The sequence below is a fragment of the Streptomyces sp. Y20 genome (assembly GCF_043195475.1).
GTDB lineage: Bacteria > Actinomycetota > Actinomycetes > Streptomycetales > Streptomycetaceae > Streptomyces.
Genome location: NZ_JBIDDP010000005.1, coordinates 281,725 through 300,092, shown reverse-complemented (window position 1 = coordinate 300,092; position 18,368 = coordinate 281,725). Strand labels below are relative to the sequence as shown.

Annotated in this window: 19 protein-coding genes; 12 read left to right on the top strand and 7 right to left on the bottom strand. The window is 72.3% G+C overall.

The features are described from left to right. The first annotated feature begins 50 nt into the window (after positions 1-50). From ACGFT1_RS15720 to ACGFT1_RS15700, 5 genes are read left to right on the top strand one after another with little or no spacing between them, the layout of a single operon-like run. Complete coding sequence (locus ACGFT1_RS15720; protein ID WP_373909518.1) at positions 51-1,130, top strand: PhoH family protein; 1,080 nt, start codon at positions 51-53, stop codon at positions 1,128-1,130. Between the two features lie 12 nt (positions 1,131-1,142). Continuing rightward, positions 1,143-1,640, top strand: a complete 498-nt coding sequence (gene ybeY / locus ACGFT1_RS15715; protein ID WP_373909517.1) for an rRNA maturation RNase YbeY — start codon at positions 1,143-1,145, stop codon at positions 1,638-1,640. 6 nt (positions 1,641-1,646) lie between these two features. Further along, a complete protein-coding gene (locus tag ACGFT1_RS15710; protein ID WP_373909516.1) occupies positions 1,647-2,948 on the top strand; it encodes a hemolysin family protein in 1,302 nt (433 codons plus the stop codon). After that, positions 2,945-3,304 carry an MmcQ/YjbR family DNA-binding protein gene (locus tag ACGFT1_RS15705; protein WP_373909515.1) on the top strand — a complete coding sequence of 120 codons (360 nt, stop codon included), beginning with the start codon at positions 2,945-2,947 and terminating at the stop codon, positions 3,302-3,304. Before ACGFT1_RS15710 ends, ACGFT1_RS15705 begins: the two co-directional genes overlap by 4 nt. Positions 3,305-3,348: 44 nt before the next feature. Beyond that, complete coding sequence (locus ACGFT1_RS15700; protein WP_373909514.1) at positions 3,349-4,368, top strand: S66 peptidase family protein; 1,020 nt, start codon at positions 3,349-3,351, stop codon at positions 4,366-4,368. Here the strand turns inward: ACGFT1_RS15700 and ACGFT1_RS15695 are convergent. Beyond that, positions 4,353-5,780 (bottom strand): MFS transporter, encoded by a 1,428-nt coding sequence (locus ACGFT1_RS15695; protein ID WP_373909513.1) that lies wholly within the window; start codon positions 5,778-5,780, stop codon positions 4,353-4,355. The genes ACGFT1_RS15700 and ACGFT1_RS15695 overlap by 16 nt on opposite strands. 148 nt (positions 5,781-5,928) lie before the next feature. Here ACGFT1_RS15695 and ACGFT1_RS15690 point away from each other — a divergent pair, with 148 nt between their 5' ends. Beyond that, on the top strand, positions 5,929-6,750 hold the full coding sequence (locus ACGFT1_RS15690) for a helix-turn-helix transcriptional regulator (protein WP_373909712.1): 822 nt from the start codon (positions 5,929-5,931) through the stop codon (positions 6,748-6,750). Between the two features lie 29 nt (positions 6,751-6,779). Further along, complete coding sequence (locus ACGFT1_RS15685) at positions 6,780-7,133, top strand: cytidine deaminase (RefSeq protein WP_356816239.1); 354 nt, start codon at positions 6,780-6,782, stop codon at positions 7,131-7,133. 21 nt (positions 7,134-7,154) lie between these two features. Here the strand turns inward: ACGFT1_RS15685 and ACGFT1_RS15680 are convergent, their stop codons facing one another. Both ACGFT1_RS15680 and ACGFT1_RS15675 read right to left on the bottom strand, forming a co-directional pair. Next, on the bottom strand, positions 7,155-7,493 hold the full coding sequence (locus ACGFT1_RS15680; protein WP_373909512.1) for a P-II family nitrogen regulator: 339 nt from the start codon (positions 7,491-7,493) through the stop codon (positions 7,155-7,157). Next, positions 7,490-8,800, bottom strand: a complete 1,311-nt coding sequence (locus tag ACGFT1_RS15675; RefSeq protein WP_373909511.1) for an ammonium transporter — start codon at positions 8,798-8,800, stop codon at positions 7,490-7,492. Before ACGFT1_RS15675 ends, ACGFT1_RS15680 begins: the two co-directional genes overlap by 4 nt. Before the next feature lie 210 nt (positions 8,801-9,010). Between ACGFT1_RS15675 and era the strand changes: the two genes are divergently transcribed. Next, positions 9,011-9,964: a GTPase Era gene (gene era / locus ACGFT1_RS15670; RefSeq protein WP_373909510.1), complete on the top strand. Its 954-nt coding sequence runs from the start codon at positions 9,011-9,013 to the stop codon at positions 9,962-9,964. Here era and ACGFT1_RS15665 read toward each other — a convergent pair. Continuing rightward, complete coding sequence (locus ACGFT1_RS15665) at positions 9,961-10,836, bottom strand: helix-turn-helix transcriptional regulator (RefSeq protein ID WP_373909509.1); 876 nt, start codon at positions 10,834-10,836, stop codon at positions 9,961-9,963. The two genes, era and ACGFT1_RS15665, sit on opposite strands and share 4 nt — an antisense overlap. Before the next feature lie 123 nt (positions 10,837-10,959). Here ACGFT1_RS15665 and ACGFT1_RS15660 point away from each other — a divergent pair, with 123 nt between their 5' ends. Further along, a complete protein-coding gene (locus ACGFT1_RS15660) occupies positions 10,960-11,805 on the top strand; it encodes an NAD-dependent epimerase/dehydratase family protein (RefSeq protein WP_373909508.1) in 846 nt (281 codons plus the stop codon). 19 nt (positions 11,806-11,824) lie between these two features. Here the strand turns inward: ACGFT1_RS15660 and ACGFT1_RS15655 are convergent, their stop codons facing one another. After that, the gene (locus tag ACGFT1_RS15655) at positions 11,825-13,168 is read right to left on the bottom strand and encodes a GH1 family beta-glucosidase (protein WP_373909507.1); all 1,344 of its coding nucleotides are present in this window, start codon (positions 13,166-13,168) and stop codon (positions 11,825-11,827) included. Positions 13,169-13,250: 82 nt separating this feature from the next. Between ACGFT1_RS15655 and ACGFT1_RS15650 the strand changes: the two genes are divergently transcribed. Then, positions 13,251-13,817, top strand: coding sequence for a GNAT family N-acetyltransferase (locus ACGFT1_RS15650; protein ID WP_373909506.1), 567 nt, complete (start codon positions 13,251-13,253; stop codon positions 13,815-13,817). On the opposite strand, the gene ACGFT1_RS15645 is transcribed toward ACGFT1_RS15650, so the two are convergent. Continuing rightward, positions 13,791-14,057: a protealysin inhibitor emfourin gene (locus ACGFT1_RS15645; RefSeq protein WP_373909505.1), complete on the bottom strand. Its 267-nt coding sequence runs from the start codon at positions 14,055-14,057 to the stop codon at positions 13,791-13,793. The two genes, ACGFT1_RS15650 and ACGFT1_RS15645, sit on opposite strands and share 27 nt — an antisense overlap. A 21-nt stretch (positions 14,058-14,078) precedes the next feature. Next, a complete protein-coding gene (locus ACGFT1_RS15640) occupies positions 14,079-15,149 on the bottom strand; it encodes a M4 family metallopeptidase (RefSeq protein WP_373909504.1) in 1,071 nt (356 codons plus the stop codon). Between the two features lie 342 nt (positions 15,150-15,491). On the opposite strand from ACGFT1_RS15640, the gene leuA reads away from it, so the two are divergent. Together leuA and ACGFT1_RS15630 are read left to right on the top strand one after the other, a co-directional pair. Then, a complete protein-coding gene (gene leuA / locus ACGFT1_RS15635) occupies positions 15,492-17,213 on the top strand; it encodes a 2-isopropylmalate synthase (RefSeq protein ID WP_373909503.1) in 1,722 nt (573 codons plus the stop codon). Positions 17,214-17,397: 184 nt separating this feature from the next. Next, complete coding sequence (locus tag ACGFT1_RS15630) at positions 17,398-18,093, top strand: TerB family tellurite resistance protein (RefSeq protein WP_373909502.1); 696 nt, start codon at positions 17,398-17,400, stop codon at positions 18,091-18,093. Positions 18,094-18,368 lie beyond the last annotated feature (275 nt).

Below are 18,368 nucleotides of genomic sequence, written 5' to 3'. Positions count from 1 at the left end.
CAGCGACGCGGCCGTGACGAGGAGGAAGCGCAGGCCTTCAGCGCCGGCCCATGACAGAGACACCCACAGCTCGCACCCCCGCGCAGGAACAGGCGAAAGCGCAGTTCACCGTCCCCGCCCAGCACCCCATGGTGACGGTGCTCGGCTCCGGCGACGCTCTCCTGCGGGTGATCGAGAGGGCCTTCCCGGCGGCCGACATCCACGTCCGGGGCAATGAGATCAGCGCGGCGGGCGATCCGGTCGACGTGGCCCTGATCGCGCGCGTGTTCGACGAGATGATGCTGGTGCTCCGCACCGGGCAGCCGATGACGGAGGACGCAGTGGAACGCTCGATCGCCATGCTCAAGGCGAGCGAGAACGGGACGAGCGACGGGCCGGAGACCCCGGCGCAGGTACTGACGCAGAACATCCTGTCCTCGCGCGGTCGCACGATCCGCCCCAAGACCCTCAACCAGAAGCGCTACGTCGACGCCATCGACAAGCACACGATCGTCTTCGGCATCGGCCCCGCCGGCACCGGCAAGACCTACCTGGCCATGGCCAAGGCCGTCCAGGCCCTGCAGTCCAAGCAGGTCAACCGGATCATCCTGACCCGGCCGGCGGTCGAGGCCGGGGAGCGGCTCGGGTTCCTGCCGGGCACCCTCTACGAGAAGATCGACCCCTACCTGCGCCCGCTGTACGACGCGCTGCACGACATGCTCGACCCGGACTCCATCCCCCGGCTCATGGCCGCCGGGACGATCGAGGTCGCGCCGCTCGCGTACATGCGTGGACGCACGCTCAACGACGCCTTCATCATCCTGGACGAGGCCCAGAACACGAGCCCCGAACAGATGAAGATGTTCCTCACCCGACTCGGCTTCGAGTCGAAGATCGTCATCACGGGTGACGTGACGCAGGTCGACCTGCCCAACGGGCAGAAGTCGGGTCTGCGGCAGGTGCAGGAGATCCTCGAAGGGGTGGACGACGTCCATTTCTCCCGGCTGTCGTCCCAGGATGTCGTCCGGCACAAGCTGGTGGGCCGTATCGTCGACGCGTACGAGCAGTACGACAACCAGCACGGCACGGAGAACGGCACCCACAAGGGCGGCCGTGGCAGGACCGGCGCCAAGGCTCCCCAGGGGAAGTAGACCAGCACGACCATGTCGATCGACGTCAACAACGAGTCCGGTACCGAGGTCGACGAGCAGGCGATCCTCGACGTCGCCCGCTACGCGCTCGCGCGGATGCGCATCCACCCACTCTCCGAACTCTCGGTGATCGTCGTGGACGCCGACGCCATGGAGCAGCTGCACATCCAGTGGATGGACCTGCCGGGCCCGACCGATGTCATGTCCTTCCCGATGGACGAGCTGCGTCCGCCGTCCAAGGACGACGAGGAGCCGCCGCAGGGACTGCTCGGCGACATCGTGCTGTGTCCGGAGGTCGCCGCCCGGCAGGGAGCGGAAGCGCCGACGCGGCACACCATGGACGAGGAGCTCCAGCTGCTCACCGTCCACGGTGTGCTGCACCTGCTCGGCTACGACCACGAGGAGCCCGACGAGAAGGCGGAGATGTTCGGGCTCCAGGCCGCCATCGTGGACGGGTGGCGGGCCGAGCACGGCCTGACCGGGCCCTCCCCGGCGCCGACCGTCTCGTAGCCGCCCATGTCCGTGCAGATCGTGGTCGGGGCGATCGCGCTGGTCGTCGTCGCCTGGCTCGCCGCCTGCGCCGAGGCGGGCCTCGCGCGGGTCTCCAGCTTCCGCGCCGAGGAGGCCGTCAAGTCCGGCCGCCGGGGCAGCGCCAAGCTCGCCCAGCTCGCCGCCGACCCCACCCGCTACCTCAACCTGGCCCTGCTGGTCCGTGTCGCCTGCGAGATGGCGGCGGCGGCCCTGGTGACCTACGCCTGCCTCCAGGAGTTCACGGCCACCTGGCAGGCGCTGCTCGTCGCCATCGGCGTGATGGTGCTCGTGTCGTACGTCGCCGTCGGCGTCTCGCCGCGCACCATCGGCCGGCAGCATCCGCTGAACACGGCGACCGCGGCGGCCTACGTGCTGCTGCCGCTCGCCCGGGTGATGGGCCCGATCCCGTCGCTTCTGATCCTCATCGGCAACGCGCTCACCCCCGGCCGCGGCTTCCGGCGCGGCCCCTTCGCCTCCGAGGCGGAGTTGCGCGCGCTGGTGGACCTCGCCGAGAAGGAGTCGCTGATCGAGGACGAGGAGCGCCGCATGGTGCACTCGGTCTTCGAGCTGGGCGACACCCTCGTGCGCGAGGTGATGGTGCCGCGCACCGACCTCGTGGTCATCGAGCGGTACAAGACCATCCGGCAGGCCCTCACCCTCGCCCTGCGCTCCGGGTTCTCCCGGATCCCGGTCACCGGGGAGAGCGAGGACGACATCGTCGGCGTCGTGTACCTGAAGGACCTGGTCCGCAAGACGCACATCAGCCGGGAGGCGGAGGGCGACCTGGTGTCCACGGCCATGCGCCCGGCCGTCTTCGTGCCCGACACCAAGAACGCCGGCGACCTGCTGCGCGAGATGCAGAAGGAGCGCAACCACGTCGCCGTCGTCATCGACGAGTACGGCGGCACCGCCGGGATCGTCACCATCGAGGACATCCTGGAGGAGATCGTCGGTGAGATCACCGACGAGTACGACCGGGAGCTCCCGCCGGTCGAGGACCTCGGCGACGACCGCTTCCGGGTCACCGCCCGCCTGGACATCACCGACCTCGGCGAGCTGTACGGCCTGGAGGAGTACGACGACGAGGACGTGGAGACCGTCGGCGGCCTGCTCGCCAAGGCCCTCGGCCGGGTGCCCATCGCCGGCGCGTCCGCCGAGGTCGACCTGCCCGACGGGCGCCGGCTCCGGCTGACGGCGGAGGCCGCGGCCGGACGCCGGAACAAGATCGTCACGGTCCTGGTGGAGCCGCTGGCCGTGGCCGTCGCCGGGGAGGAGCGGTCCGGGTGACCCCGCAGCGGCTGCGCGCCCTGTGCCTGTCCTTCGAGGCGGCCGTGGAGGACTTCCCGTTCGGGCCGGAGACGTCGGTCTTCAAGGTGCTGGGCCGGATGTTCGCCCTGACGAACCTCGACGGGCGGCCCCTGACGGTCAACCTCAAGTGCGACCCCGAGGACGCGGTCCGGCTGCGCGGCGAGCACGAGGGGCTGATCGTGCCGGGCTGGCACATGAACAAACGCCACTGGAACACCGTGACGGCCGACGCCGGCCTCCCCGACCGCCTCGTGCGGGAGCTGGTCGAGGACTCCTACGACCTGGTCGTCGCCGGCCTGCCCCGAGCGCAGCGGCTGCGCCTGGACCGCCCCTGACGATCCGGTACCGCCCCGCGTGACCCCGTGTCAGAATCCGGTGCGTGACCGTCCGATACCCGCGCCCGCTGCGCCCCGGTGACCGTATAGGTGTGACCTCCCCGTCCAGCGGGGTGGCCGAGGCGATGCGCGGCCGCCTCGACGTGGCGGTGCGCGACCTGGAGGCGCGCGGCTACGAGGTCGTCGTCGGCCGGTGCATGGACGGCTCGGGGCACGTCAGCGCCCCGGCCGCCGAGCGCGCCGCCGAACTGACCGCCCTGCTGACCGATCCGGCGGTCCGGGCCGTCATCCCCCCGTGGGGCGGGGAGACCGCGATCGACCTGCTGCCCCTGCTGGACTTCGGCCGGATCGCCGAGGCCGAGCCCACCTGGATGGCCGGCTGGTCCGACATCTCCACGCTGATCACCCCGCTCACCCTGCTCACCGGCGTCGCGACCGTCCACGGCAACAACCTCATGGACACCCCCTACCGGACGCCCTCCGGTCTGCTGTCCTGGCTGGACATCGTCACCGCGCCGCGGGGCACGGCGCTGCGCCAGACCCCGCCCGGCCGCCACCGGTCGGGCGGTTTCGACGACTTCCGGGCCGACCCGGAGGTGCGTGACCTCACCCTGGACGCCGAGGGCGGCTGGACCCGGCTCGACGGCACCGGGGACGTGGACGCCGGGGGCCGGCTGATCGGCGGCTGCGTCGAGACCCTCGTCAACCTGGCGGGCACCCGGTACCTGGACACCTCCGCCCTCGCCGGGGACGAGGGGCTCCTGGTGTACGTCGAGGTCGCGGACGCCGACGCCTTCACCGCCTGCCGCCACCTGCACGGCATGCGCCTCGCCGGGTTCTTCGACCACGCAGCCGCCGTCCTCGTCGGCCGTACCCGTGCCCCCGACGCCCGCACCCTGACCCAGCACGAGGCCGTCCTCGACGCGCTCGGACCGCTGGGCGTGCCGATCGTCGCCGATGTCGAGTGCGGGCACGTCGCGCCGTACCTGCCCCTGGTCAACGGCGCGCGCGGCCGTGTGGTGCACACGGCCGCGCGGAGCGAGATCGTTCAGACCCTGGACTGACCGCGGCGCAGGCCGAGGCCGACCAGGACGGCGGCGGCCAGGACGATCGCGGCGTCGAGGGCGAGGACGGTGTGGACGCCCGCCAGCAGGTCGCCGGAGGTGGTGGCCAGGACGCCCAGCACCGGGATGCCGACCGTGATGCCGACCTGCTGGGTGGACGTCACCAGGCCGGTGGCCAGGCCCTGTTCCTCGTCCGGGACACCGGAGGTGACGGTCAGGCCGTACGAGACGATCGCCCCCAGGTGGCACATGCTCGCCAGGGATATGGCGGCCGTGGCCGGCCACACCGACCAGGTGTGGGCGTTGAGCGGCAGCAGGGCCGCGATCAGCGCGCCCTGACCCGCCAGCGAGCCGACCAGCGTGCGGCGGGCACCGAAGCGGCCGATCACCCTTGCGGCGAGGCCGCCGGCGACGGCCGACAGCACGCCCTGGACACCGAAGACGAGGCCGGTCTCGAAGGCCGACAGGCGCAGGACCTCCTGGAAGTACAGGGTCAGCACGAAGACGACCGTCGACATCATCGAGAAGGTGACCAGACCGCCCACGTTGCCCCAGGCCACCGTGCGGCGGCGCAGCATGGGCAGGGAGACGAGGGGAGCCGCCGAGCGGGACTCCACGACCGTGAACGCGGTCAGCAGCAGGAGGCCGGCGGCGAGTGCCGTGATGACGTCCGCGCGGCCGAAGCCGTGGTCGGCGGCCGTGGACAGGGCGTAGATCAGCGACAGCAGGCCGGTGGTGACGGTGACCGCGCCGGGCACGTCCAGGCGCGGGCGGTCCGGGGTGCGCGACTCCGGCAGCAGGCCCGGGGCCAGCGGCACCACGATCAGCGCGAACACCGTGAGCAGCGCCATGGTGGAGCGCCAGCCGAACGCGTCGGTCAGCACACCGCCCGCGACCATGCCGACGGTGAAGCCCAGCGAGAGCAGCGTGCCGGAGATGCCGAGGGCGCGGTCGCGGGCCGGGCCCTCCGGGAAGGTCGTGGTCAGCAGGGACATGCCGGCCGGGACGATGGCCGCCGCGCCGAGCCCCTGGAGGGCCCGCCCGGCCAGGAAGGACGCCGGGTCCCAGGCCAGAGTCGCCAGCAGCGAGGCCGCGCCGAACAGGGACAGGCCGGCCAGGAACAGCCGGCGGCGGCCGTACAGGTCGCCGATGCGGCCGAAGAGGAGCAGGAAGCCGCCGGAGGGCAGCGCGAAAGCGGTGACGGCCCACTGCAGGGCGGAGCGGCTCATGCCCAGGTCCGAACCCAGCTCGGGCAGGGCCACGTTGAGGACGGAGAAGTCCAGCGCGACCATGAACTGGGCCGCGCACAGCACGAAGAGGACGAGCTTGTCGCGCGTCGACAGCCGGGGGGTGCCGAGCGGTGTGCCTGCGGGGGCGGTGGGCCGGGTGGAGGTAGTGGTGTCGATCGCCATGGCATGAGCTTGGGGCGCCCGGAACAATCGTGGGGAGTCGGAACTTATGGTGGTGGTGGTACCACCAGACACGACGGGGGAGGAGCGGCACGTGCCTGCTGCGGAGGCGACGAGGAGTCATCGGCGTGACGAGCTGCGCGAGTTCCTGATGAGCAGGCGGGCCCGGGTCACTCCCGAGGACGCCGGGCTGCCGGGCGGCGGGGGCCGGCGCCGCACGCCCGGGCTGCGCCGGGAGGAGGTCGCCGTGCTCGCCGGTGTGGGCGCCTCCTGGTACCAGTGGCTGGAGCAGGGGCGGGACATCTCCGTCTCCCCGCAGGTCCTCGACGCCGTCGCCCGGGTGCTGCGGCTGAGCGACGCCGAGCGCCGGCACCTGTACCTGCTGGCCGGGATGAACCCGCCCGCGCCCCAGGTCGTGCCCGGGAGGGCGGACATGTGCGACGGACTGCGGCGGCTGATCGACACCTGGATGCCGTACCCGGCCCACATCATGGATCCGTACTACAACTGCGTGATGTACAACGACGCGGCGACGCTGGTCCTCGGCATGCGGCCGGACACCACCCAGAACTGCCTCGTCGACTTCTTCACCGATCCGCTGTACCGCTCGCGCAGCAACAGCTGGGAGCGCAACGCCCGTACGGTCGTGGCGCAGTTCCGGGCCGCGTGCGCGGCCCGGCCGGACGACGAGGGATTCCAGACGGTGCTCGCCGAGGTGTCGGCGCGCAGTCCCGAGTTCGCGGCGCTGTGGGCCGAGCGCGACATCGAGGACCAGGGGCAGGTCCGCAAGGAGCTGGACCATCCCCTGGTCGGGCTGCTGGTCGTGGAGTCCACGGTGATGAAGGTGCCGGCCCGCCCCGATCTGATGATCGTGCTGCACACCCCGCTGGACGAGGCGAACACCGCGGCCAAGCTGGAGTGGCTGGCCTCGCCGGAGGGCCGCCGGGGCGCGATGTACCCCGTGGCGGGATGACCGGCCACCGGGCTTCGTATGCTCTGGGCATGACCGAGAGCAACGCGCTTGACCCCGAGGACCGCAAGATCGTCACCCTGGCCCGTTCGGCGCGGGCCCGCAACGGCGTGCCCGAGGGGGCGGCCGTACGGGACGAGACCGGGCGTACGTACGTCGCCGGGTCGGTGGAGCTGGCCTCGCTGAGCCTGAGCGCCCTGCGCACCGCCGTGGCGATGGCCGTGGCGTCCGGCGCGACGTCGCTGGAGGCGGCGGCCGTGGTGAGCGACGCGGAGTCCGTGCCGGCCGCCGACCTGGCCGCCGTCGCCGATCTCGGCGGTGCGGGCACACCGGTGCTGCTCGCCGGCGCCGACGGGACGGTCCGCCGCACGGTCCCCGCCGGCTGACCCGGCCCGCCCGGCCGCAGGTCAGAGCGCGTCGGGGCCGCGCTCGCCGGTCCGCACCCGCACGACCGTCTCCACGGGGACGGCCCACACCTTGCCGTCCCCGATCTTCCCGGTGTGCGCGGCCCTGACGACCGCGTCGATCACGTCATCGGCGACCGCGTCCTCCACCACGACCTCGATGCGCACCTTCGGCACGAGGTCGACGCGGTACTCGGCGCCCCGGTACACCTCGGTGTGACCGCGCTGCCGGCCGTACCCGCTCGCCTCGGTCACGGTCAGACCGTGCACCCCCAGTTCCTGGAGGGCGGTCTTGACCTCGTCCAGACGGTACGGCTTGACGATCGCGGTGATGAGCTTCATGCCTGGTTGCTGACCTTCTGGCCGGAGGAGAGGAGGGCGGAGCCGATTGGGGCGCCGTGGCCCAGGACACCGTGATCGTATGCCGTCTCGGCGTGCACGGTAAGGTCCAGCCCGGTGTGCTCCTGCTCCTCGCTCGCCCGGAGGCCGAGCACCCGGTCGATCAGTTTCCCGAGGCCGTACGTCACCGAGAACGCGTACACCGCGACGACCACCACGGCGAGCACCTGCCTGCCGAACGGGGCGAGCCCGCCGCCGTAGAACAGCCCCTGGGTGCCGCCCGTCATCGCCTTCTCCGCGAACAGGCCGATCAGCAGGGTGCCGATGACGCCGCCGACCAGGTGAACGCCGACGACGTCCAGGGAGTCGTCGTAGTTCAGCCGGAACTTCCAGCTCACCGCGTACGAGCAGACGACACCGGCGGCCAGGCCCACGGCGAGCGCGCCCAGCAGGGAGACCGTGCCGCACGAGGGGGTGATCGCGACGAGGCCCGCCACCGCGCCGGACGCCGCGCCCAGGGTGGTGGGGTGGCCGTCGCGCCGCTGCTCGACGAAGAGCCAGCCGAGCAGGCCGGTGCAGCCGGCGGCGAGCGTGTTGAGGAACGCGGCGGCGGCGAGGCCGTTCGCGCCGAGCGCGGAGCCCGCGTTGAACCCGAACCAGCCGAACCAGAGCAGGCCCGCGCCGAGGATCACCATCGGCAGGTTGTGCGGGCGCATGGCGTCCTTCTTGAAACCGAGGCGTGGCCCGAGGACCAGGCACAGGGCGAGTCCGGAGGCGCCGGAGGTGATCTCGACGGGCAGGCCGCCGGCGAAGTCCAAGGCGCCGAGCCGCTCCAGGATCCAGCCGCCGGGACCCCACACCCAGTGGGTGACCGGCACGTACACGGCCAGCGTCCACACCGGTACGAAGACCAGCCACGCCGCGAACCGGGTGCGGTCGGCGACCGCGCCGCTGATCAGCGCGGCCGTGACGATCGCGAAGGTCAGCTGGAAGGTGGCGAAGAGCAGCGTCGGCACCGAGCCGTGGACGCTGCCGGGACCGAGCCCGCTCATGCCGGCGTGCCCCAGGCCGCCGATCAGTCCGCCGAAGGAATCGTCCCCGAAGGCGAGGGAGTAACCGGCCGCCAGCCACACCACCGTGACCAGGGCGATCGACACGAAGCTCATCATCAGCATGTTGAGGACGCTCTTCGTGCGGACCATGCCGCCGTAGAACAGGGCGAGGCCCGGGGTCATCAGCAGGACGAGGGCGGTGGCGGCGAGCAGCCAGGCGGTGTCGCCGGTGTTCACGTGGGGTGCGGCCAGGGTCACGGGCGTCTCCAACGGTGTGCGGGCTCGTCAGAGGGTCACCGGTGGGCGTTTCCGGTCGCGTACGGGTGTGTTTCCGTGACGTTTCGTTGCGTGCGGGTTTCCGGAAGCTCACGCGTGGCAGACGTCCACGGGCGCCGGTACGGCGCGGGTTCGTGGATCAGGACGGACGCTGGTACGGCGCGGGTTCGTGGATCAGGGAGAATGGGCGGCATGAGTGTTCGTACCCAGTCATCCGAGCAGCCGGCGGAGACCATCCACCGCGCCGGCTTCGCCTGCTTCGTGGGCCGCCCCAACGCGGGCAAGTCCACCCTCACGAACGCTCTGGTCGGGCAGAAGGTGGCGATCACCTCCAACCGCCCCCAGACGACCCGGCACACCGTGCGGGGCATCGTGCACCGCCCGGACGCCCAGCTGATCCTGGTGGACACCCCCGGGCTGCACAAGCCGCGCACGCTGCTCGGGGAGCGCCTCAACGACATCGTCCGCACCACGTGGGCCGAGGTCGACGTGATCGGCTTCTGCCTGCCCGCCGACCAGAAGCTCGGCCCCGGCGACCGGTTCATCGCCAAGGAACTCGCGGGCATCCGGAAGACCCCCAAGATCGCCGTCGTCACCAAGACCGACCTCGTCGACAGCAAGACCCTCGCCGAGCAGCTGATCGCCATCGACCAGATGAGCAAGGAGCTGGGCTTCGAGTGGGCGGAGATCGTCCCGGTGTCGGCGGTCGGGTCGAAGCAGGTCGACCTGCTCGCCGACCTGCTGGTCCCCCTCCTGCCCGAGGGCCCGGCGCTCTACCCCGAGGGCGACCTCACGGACGAACCCGAGCAGGTGATGGTGGCCGAGCTGATCCGCGAGGCAGCGCTGGAGGGCGTCCGCGACGAACTCCCGCACTCCATCGCGGTGGTCGTGGAGGAGATGCTGCCCCGCGAGGACCGTCCCGCCGACCGCCCGCTGCTGGACATCCACGCCAACGTCTACATCGAGCGCCCCAGCCAGAAGGGCATCATCATCGGCCCCAAGGGCAAGCGCCTGAAGGACGTCGGCATCAGGTCCCGCCAGCAGATCGAGGCGCTCCTGGGCACGCCGGTCTTCCTCGACCTGCACGTCAAGGTGGCCAAGGACTGGCAGCGCGACCCCAGGCAGCTGCGCAAGCTGGGCTTCTAGACCGCGCCACGCGCGCCGTCCAGCGGGGCGGTGCCGGACCCGAGGTCCTGCGTGCCCACCACCCGCAGCAGCTGGAGGCGGTCGTGGGACTCGCTGCCGGGGCGGGCCGTGTGCAGCACGAGCTGGTTCCGGCCGCCGTGGCTGAGCAGGACCTCGCACTCCAGTTCCAGCAGGCCCACCACCGGGTGCAGGAACCGTTTGACGGCCGGGCGGCGCAGGGACACCTCGTGCGCCGTCCACAGCCGCGCGAACTCCTCGCTCCCCGCCCGCAGTTCGGCCACCAGGGCGGCCGGCTCCGGGTCGTCGGGCCGGGCCGCCGCCACCGCGCGGAGGTTGGCCACGTGGTCGCGGGCGTGCGCCGGGCGGTCCTCGGGCAGGAAGAGGGCGCGGGCCGTGGGGTCCAGGAAGAACCGCCGGGTCAGGTTCCGCTCGCGCGGCGGCCGCGCCGACGCGTCGCCGACCAGGGCCTTCGCCAGCGCGTTCTGCGCCAGCACCGTGCCGCAGTCCGTGACCACCTGCGCCGGTGAGTCGTACAGCCGGTCCAGGACCAGCAGCAGTCCCGGGCGGACGTGCGCGGAGGACGCCTCCCGGCGCGGCGGCTCCTCGCCCACCAGGTGGAACAGGTGGTCGCGTTCGTCGTCGGTCAGCCGCAGCGCGCGGGCCAGCGCCGTGAGCATCTGGCGGGAGGGGCGCGGGCCGCGGCGCTGCTCCAGCCGCGTGTAGTAGTCCACCGACATGCCGGCCAGCGCGGCCACCTCCTCCCTGCGCAGTCCCGGGGTACGGCGGCGGGCGCCGGGCGCGAGGCCCACGTCGGCCGGCCCCAGGCGGGCGCGGCCACGGCGCAGGAAGTCGGCGAGTTCGGTTCGGTTCACCCCTCCAGCCTGCGCCAGACCGCGCGGATCAGCCAGGGACCGCCGGTCCCCCGATCGGGAGGTCTCTCCCGCCGTCGCCGCCCGCCGCGCAGGCTGGGCGCACCGAACGAGAGGAGCACCACCATGCTGACCTTGATCACCGGTGCCACCGGACAGGTGGGCCGCGCGTTCGCCGGCCGTCTGCTCGCCGGGGCCCGGCCCGGCGAGCGGGTCCGGGTGATCGTCCGCGACGAGGCGCGCGCCGCCTCCCTCGCCGCGGGCGGCGCCGAGGTCGTCGTCGGCGACCTGCGCGACACCGATGCCCTCGGCAAGGCGCTCAACGGGGTGGACGCCGTCGTCAACATCGCGGCCTCCTTCCGGGGCGTGTCCGACGAGGAGATCCGGGCGGTCAACCGGGACGCCGCGCTGGAGCTGGGCCGGGCGGCCCGCTCCTTCGGGGTGCACCGGTTCGTGCAGGCGAGCACCATCCTGGTGTACGGCGCCGGGCGCGGACGGCCGCTGGTGGAGGACGACCCCACGGTGCCGGGCGGAGCGCTGTGGACGGCCTACCCGCGGTCCAAGGCGGAGGCCGAGCGCGGGCTGCTGGCGCTGGACGGACTGGACGTCCGGGTGGGCCGCCTGGCCTTCGTCTACGGCGAGGGCGATCCGCACCTGCCCGGCATCACCCGCTGGACCGCCTCCCAGCCGGCCACCAAGCGGCACCAGCTGGTGCACGTCGCCGACGCCGCCCAGGGCCTGACCCGCCTGCTGCGCGCTCCCGGCGCCGGCGGCCGGGTGTACAACATCGCCGACGACGCCCCGGTGACGGTGCTGGAGATCCACCAGTTGCTCGGTGTGGAGCCGCCGGCGGACGGCCCCGATCCCGACCCCTGGTACGCGCTCGCCTCCACCGACCGCATCCGCCGCGAACTGGGCTACCGGCCGCTCTTCCCCACCCTGTGGAGCGCCCGGGACGCCGGCGTCCTGTAGCGGCGGGTCCGGGCAGCCCTCATCTCTGGGCCCGCAGCAGGTCCCGGAACCAGTGGTAGGACGCCTTGGGGGTGCGCCGCAGCGTCTCGCGGTCCACGTGGACGAGCCCGAACCGGCGGGCGTAGCCCTCCGCCCACTCGAAGTTGTCCAGCAGGGACCACACGAAGTAGCCGCGCACGTCGACCCCGGCGGCCAGCGCGGTGTGCAGCGCCCGGATGTGGCCGTCCAGGTAGGCGATGCGTTCCTGGTCGTCGACGCCCTCGTAGGAGCAGCCGTTCTCGGTGATGACGACGGGCGGGAGCCGGTCGCCGTAGCGGTCGCGGAAGTCCGTCAGGAGCTGTGTCAGTCCCTCGGGCACCACCGGCCAGCCGAAGTCGGTCATCGGCCGCCCCTCGATCTGCCGTAACGAGAAGGGGAGTCCGGCGGGCAGCGGCACCCCGCCGTACTCGCTGTCGCCGTCCCGGGGGGCGCCCACCCGGGTCGGGGCGTAGTAGTTGACGCCGTACCAGTCGACGGGCTCGGCGATGACGCGCAGGTCGGCCTCCACGTCACCGGGCATCAGCGCGTCCATCCCCTCCGGGTACCGCCCGAGGATCACCGGTTCGGCGAACAGCCGGTTGAGCAGGAGGTCGTGGAAAGCCGCCGCCTCCGTGTCCGCCGGGTCACCGGAGGCGGGCCAGGTCGGGCCGTGGGAGTTGGCGATGCCGATGTCCGTCGCGCCCGCCGCGCGCAGGGCCCGTACCGCGAGGCCGTGGGCGAGGAGCTGGTGGTGGGCGGCGGGGAGGGCGTCGAAGAGGAGCTGCCTGCCCGGCGCGTGGACGCCCAGCGCGTGGCCCAGCAGGGTGTGTTCGGCCGGCTCGTTGAGGGTGATCCAGGTGCCGACGCGGTCCCCGAGCCGTTCGGCGACGACCGTCACGTACGCGGCGAACCGCTCCGCGGTGTCCCGCCGGAGCCAGTCCAGCGAGGCGGGCAGGTCCCAGTGGAAGAGGGTGGGCACGGGCCGTACGCCCGCCGCGCACAGCTCGTCCACCAGGCGGTCGTAGAAATCCAGGCCGCCGGGGGAGTTCACCCGCGGCCAGGAGACGGAGAAGCGGTAGGCGTCCACGCCGAGACCGGCGAGGAGGGCCACGTCCTCGGCGTAGCGGTGGTAGTGGTCGCAGGCCACCGCCGCCGTGGAGCCGTCCTTCACCCGGCCCGGCTCGGCCGTGAACACGTCCCAGACGGACGCCTCCCGCTGCCGGGCCGCCCCCTCGATCTGGTGCGCGGAGGTCGACACCCCCCACAGGAAGCCGTCCGGGAACCGCGGGACCGGAGCAGCCGGGGCCGGGACCACCGGGCGGGGGGTACCTGCGTCAGTCGCCATCCCCGGATCATCCTCACCGCCGGCGTTCCACGTCAACGGCCGCGCACGCCAAGGGGATCGGCGGGCGCCTTATGATCACCGGATGTTCGAAGGCAAGCTCGTACGACTCCGCGCCCTGCGCGCCGACGACCTGGACGCCCAGCTGCGCTGGCGCAACGACCCGGAGGTGGCGCACTGGGCGACCGGGGGCCACCCGCACTTCGGCCCGGTGACCCGGGAGGCCGTGGAGCGCTTCCACGAGGCCCGGCTGCGCGAGGACCCCCGGGACGGGGCCACCTTCACCGTCGAGGAGCTGGACGGCGAACGCCCCATCGGCATGGCCGACTACCGCGACCTGGACACGTTCGCCGGGCGCGCGACCGTCGGCATCACCATCGGCGAGCGGGACCGCTGGGGCGGCGGGCACGGCTCCGAGGCGCTGCGTCTGCTGCTCGGCCACCTCTTCGGCGCCTGCCGGCTGCGCCGGGTCGAACTGGACACCTGGAGCGGCAACGAGCGGGCGCTGCGCGCCTTCCGGCGTCTCGGCTTCGTGGAGGAGGGGCGCCGGCGGGCCGCCGTACGGGTGGGGGACCAGTGGTACGACACCGTGGAGTTCGGCCTCCTCCGCGAGGACTGGGCGGCGTCAGGCGCCCTCCTTCAGCACCCGTGACACCAACTCCCGCTGCTCGTCGGTGAGCCGGGGGTCCGCCGCGTACACCGTGCGGCCGTCCACCGTGATCTCGTAGCGGAAGCCGTCCGGGACGCCCGCGGGTGGTGTCTCCTGGCCGGACGCGAGGACACGTCCGGCCAGGGACCGCCACTCGTCGGCGTCGGACCGGCCCGAGGTGTCGACCTCGGCCCGGCGCTCGATGCCCGCGAAACCGCCTGTACGCCGCACTTGGATACGCATGGGTACCTGTCTAGTACGGAACTACAGCGTGCGCACCCCCACCTCCTCCCATGCCTTCTGCACGGCCTGGAGTTCGTCCCCCGCGCCGTACCGCTCGCGCGCCGCCTTCACCGTCAGCGTGGCGAAGTCGCTGAAGTGGGCGTCCTTCTTCAGCCGGCCGCCGGTGAGCACGTCGTACCAGATCCGCCCGGCCTTCTCCCAGGCGTAGCCGCCGAGGGCGGTGGCGGCGAGGTAGAAGGCGTGGTTGGGGATGCCCGAGTTGATGTGCACACCGCCGTTGTCGCGGCTGGTGCGGACGTAGTCCTCCATGGCGGCCGGCTGCGGGTCCTTGCCCAGGACGTCGTCGTCGTACGCCGTGCCCGGTGCCTTCATCGAACGCAGGGCGGTGCCGCTGACGCGCGGCGCGAGGAGCCCGGCGCCGATCAGCCAGTCGGCGTCGGCGGCGGTCTGGCCGAGCGTGTACTGCTTGATCAGCGAGCCGAAGACGTCGGACAGGGACTCGTTGAGCGCGCCGGACTGCCCGAAGTAGGTGAGGTTGGCGGTGTGCTGGGTGACGCCGTGGGTCAGCTCGTGCCCGATGACGTCGACCGGGATGGTGAAGTCGAGGAAGATCTCGTTGTCGCCGTCGCCGAACACCATCTGCTCGCCGTTCCAGAAGGCGTTGTCGTAGCCCTCCCCGAAGTGCACGGTCGCGTCCAGCGGGAGGCCGTGGTCGTCGATGGAGTGCCGGCCGTACGCCTTCAGGTACAGGTCGAAGGTGGCGCCGAGGCCCGCGTAGGCGCGGTTGACGGTGGCGTCCGTGCCGGGGTCGGAGCCCTCCGTGCGGACGCGGGTGCCGGGCAGGTCCTGGGTGTGCCCGGCGTCGTAGACGGTGCGGTGCGGCTGGTCGTCGGCGGCGCCGGCCGGCGCGGCGACGGCGGGTGCGCCGACGACCGTGGTCAGGCGGCGCTTGGTGCGCTGGTAGGCGTCGTGCTCCAGGGACCGGCGGGCCGGGCCGGAGAGCGCGGGGTCCTCGTGGCGGGCGAGCCGGTCGAGGACGTGCGGCGGCACGATCGTGCAGAAGACGGGCGTCAAGCCCCCGTGGGTCGTCATGTTCGGACCATTGCACTACGTGATGTCGATGTCACTACCTGCCACCATGATTGGTGAAATACCGGGACAGGGAGCACGACACTCCGTGACGCTGTGGTAGGACGATGTGGTCCGACGCACTTTATGTCCCTTTTGTATGGACTGTAGGCGCTGGTCCCGCATACTGGGACGAGCCCGCGTCCCCGGAGCGGCTCGGCTAGGCTGCGGAGCATCATGCGTTCCTGGCTGCTCCTTCTTAGCTGCCGCGGCGAGGGCCTGTAGTCGAGGCCGACTCCCTCCCCGCGGAGCTTGGCGTTGCGTCGTCGGCCGTCCTTCCGGACCTCTTGAGGAGCCTTACGCATCATGGCCAACCGCCAGCAGCCCAGCCGCATGCCGATCCACAAGTACGGCCGTTACGAGCAGGTCGACATCGCCGACCGCACCTGGCCCGACAAGCGGATCACCGCCGCCCCCCGCTGGCTCTCGACCGACCTGCGCGACGGCAACCAGTCCCTGATCGACCCGATGTCGCCCGAGCGCAAGCGCCGGATGTTCGACCAGCTGGTCGCGATGGGCTACAAGGAGATCGAGGTCGGCTTCCCCGCCTCCGGCCAGACCGACTTCGACTTCGTGCGCTCCATCATCGAGGAGGAGGGCGCGATCCCCGAGGACGTGACCGTCTCCGTCCTCACCCAGGCCCGCGAGGACCTGATCGAGCGGACCGTGGAGTCCCTGAAGGGCGCCCGCCGGGCCACCGTCCACCTGTACAACGCCACCGCGCCGGTCTTCCGCCGCGTCGTCTTCCGCGGCTCCAAGGACGACATCAAGCAGATCGCCGTCGACGGCACCCGCCTGGTGATGGAGTACGCCGAGAAGCTGCTGGGCCCCGAGACCGAGTTCGGCTACCAGTACTCGCCGGAGATCTTCACCGACACCGAGCTGGACTTCGCCCTGGAGGTCTGCGAGGCCGTCATGGACGTCCACCAGCCGGGCCCGGGCCGCGAGATCATCCTCAACCTGCCCGCCACCGTGGAGCGTTCCACCCCCTCCACGCACGCGGACCGCTTCGAGTGGATGCACCGCAACCTCTCCCGCCGCGAGTACGTCTGCCTGTCCGTCCACCCGCACAACGACCGCGGCACGGCCGTCGCCGCGGCCGAGCTGGCCCTGATGGCCGGCGCCGACCGCGTCGAGGGCTGCCTGTTCGGGCAGGGCGAGCGCACCGGCAACGTCGACCTGGTCACCCTGGGCATGAACCTGTTCTCCCAGGGCGTCGATCCGCAGATCGACTTCTCCGACATCGACGAGATCCGCCGTACGTGGGAGTACTGCAACCAGATGGAGGTCCACCCGCGCCACCCGTACGTGGGCGACCTGGTCTACACGTCCTTCTCCGGCTCCCACCAGGACGCCATCAAGAAGGGCTTCGACGCCATGGAGGCCGACGCCGAGGCCAAGGGCGTCACGGTGGACGACATCGAGTGGGCCGTGCCGTACCTGCCGATCGACCCCAAGGACGTCGGCCGCTCCTACGAGGCCGTCATCCGCGTCAACTCGCAGTCCGGCAAGGGCGGTGTCTCCTACGTCCTGAAGAACGACCACAAGCTGGAACTGCCGCGCCGCATGCAGATCGAGTTCTCGAAGATCATCCAGGCGAAGACGGACGCCGAGGGCGGCGAGATCACGCCGAAGGACATCTGGGCGGTCTTCCAGGACGAGTACCTGCCGAACCCCGGCAACCCGTGGGGCCGCGTGCAGCTGAAGACCGGCCAGTCCACGACCGACACGGACGGGGTGGACACCCTGACCGTCGAGGCCACCGTCGACGGCGAGGACACCGTCCTGACCGGCTCCGGCAACGGTCCGATCTCGGCCTTCTTCGACGCCCTCCAGTCCGTCGGCGTCGACGTACGCCTGCTGGACTACCAGGAGCACACGATGAGCGAGGGCGCCTCCGCGCAGGCCGCCTCGTACATCGAGTGCGCGATCGGCGACAAGGTCCTGTGGGGCATCGGCATCGACGCGAACACGACGCGTGCGTCGCTGAAGGCGGTCGTCTCCGCCGTCAACCGCGCCGCCCGCTGACGCCTCCGACCAGCCTTTCCGGGGCCCCGGCCGTGCGGTACGACGGCCGGGGCCCCGTCGGTTATCGGCCACCGCGCGCCCCAGGTCACGGAAAGGTCTCTTCCGGGGTACTGACTCAGGCTCCTGACTGTGGCTAACATCACGCCAGTGCGGCGATGTGGCCGTGCGGTTACGGAGGTGCGACGTGCTGCCAGTACGGGGACGAGACGGCCGTGCCGCCAGGGCTGTGCGCATCCTGGGCACGCGCACCGCGTGGACCCCCGCCGGGGACGGCGACTTCTACTGCCCCGGCTGCGGTGGTGACCGCAACTACCAGCGGCTCACCGGGCGTCGCCGCCTCACCCTGCTGGGTGTGCCCGTGCTGCCGCGCGGGGCGACCGGGCCGGTCGTGGAGTGCGCGGCCTGCCGCCGGCGCTTCGGCACCGACGTCCTGGACCACCCCACCACCCGCCGCTTCTCCGCGATGCTCCGCGACGCCGTGCACACCGTCGCCCTCGCCGTGCTCGCCGCGGGCGGCACCGGCTCCCGTACGGCCCTGGAGGCGGCCGCCACCGCCGTCCGCGCGGCCGGCTTCACCGACTGCACGGAGGACCAGCTGGCCGCCCTGGTCGACGCGCTCGCCGCCGACACCGGCCGGTTCTTCGAGCAGCCGGGCAGCGCCAGCCTGACCATAGAGCTGCACGAGGCCCTCGGCCCGCTCGCCCCGCACCTGGCCCCCGCCGGCCGCGAGGCACTCCTCGTCCAGGCCGCCCGCATCGCCCTCGCCGACGGGCCCTACACCCCGGCCGAACGCGACGCCCTCGCCACGGTGGGCGCGGCCCTCACCATCTGCGCCGACGACGTAACCCGCCTGCTGACAGCAGCCCGCACCCCGTCCTGACCCGTCGGGACCACCACCTGGCCTCCGCCGGGCCGCCCGGTGCCCGCCCGCCGGCCGCGAGTTGGGGCCGTCGGCCCGCCTGGCGACCGGGCCCGGTCCCGGTCGCCCGCTACCGACCGGCGTCCGCAGGGCGTGCCCATCTGCCGCCTGCACGGCCTCCCGCGTGCCCCTCGGCGGCCGTCTGCCCCCGCCCCGGCCGCCCGGTACGCGGCCCGGGCGTCGTTCGTTCGGCCCCGTGGAGTAGGGGCGGGGCGGTGAATGCCGCGAGGATCAGG

Excerpts from the sequence above, each read along its gene's own strand:
- ACGFT1_RS15720 (WP_373909518.1), top strand. The coding sequence starts at position 51 with ATGACAGAGACACCCACAGCTCGCACCCCCGCGCAGGAACAGGCGAAA.
- ybeY (WP_373909517.1), top strand. The coding sequence starts at position 1,143 with ATGTCGATCGACGTCAACAACGAGTCCGGTACCGAGGTCGACGAGCAG.
- ACGFT1_RS15710 (WP_373909516.1), top strand. The coding sequence starts at position 1,647 with ATGTCCGTGCAGATCGTGGTCGGGGCGATCGCGCTGGTCGTCGTCGCC.
- ACGFT1_RS15695 (WP_373909513.1), bottom strand. The coding sequence starts at position 5,780 with ATGGCGATCGACACCACTACCTCCACCCGGCCCACCGCCCCCGCAGGC.
- ACGFT1_RS15690 (WP_373909712.1), top strand. The coding sequence starts at position 5,929 with ATGAGCAGGCGGGCCCGGGTCACTCCCGAGGACGCCGGGCTGCCGGGC.
- ACGFT1_RS15685 (WP_356816239.1), top strand. The coding sequence starts at position 6,780 with ATGACCGAGAGCAACGCGCTTGACCCCGAGGACCGCAAGATCGTCACC.
- ACGFT1_RS15680 (WP_373909512.1), bottom strand. The coding sequence starts at position 7,493 with ATGAAGCTCATCACCGCGATCGTCAAGCCGTACCGTCTGGACGAGGTC.
- era (WP_373909510.1), top strand. The coding sequence starts at position 9,011 with ATGAGTGTTCGTACCCAGTCATCCGAGCAGCCGGCGGAGACCATCCAC.
- ACGFT1_RS15660 (WP_373909508.1), top strand. The coding sequence starts at position 10,960 with ATGCTGACCTTGATCACCGGTGCCACCGGACAGGTGGGCCGCGCGTTC.
- ACGFT1_RS15655 (WP_373909507.1), bottom strand. The coding sequence starts at position 13,168 with ATGGCGACTGACGCAGGTACCCCCCGCCCGGTGGTCCCGGCCCCGGCT.
- ACGFT1_RS15650 (WP_373909506.1), top strand. The coding sequence starts at position 13,251 with ATGTTCGAAGGCAAGCTCGTACGACTCCGCGCCCTGCGCGCCGACGAC.
- ACGFT1_RS15645 (WP_373909505.1), bottom strand. The coding sequence starts at position 14,057 with ATGCGTATCCAAGTGCGGCGTACAGGCGGTTTCGCGGGCATCGAGCGC.
- ACGFT1_RS15640 (WP_373909504.1), bottom strand. The coding sequence starts at position 15,149 with ATGACGACCCACGGGGGCTTGACGCCCGTCTTCTGCACGATCGTGCCG.
- leuA (WP_373909503.1), top strand. The coding sequence starts at position 15,492 with ATGGCCAACCGCCAGCAGCCCAGCCGCATGCCGATCCACAAGTACGGC.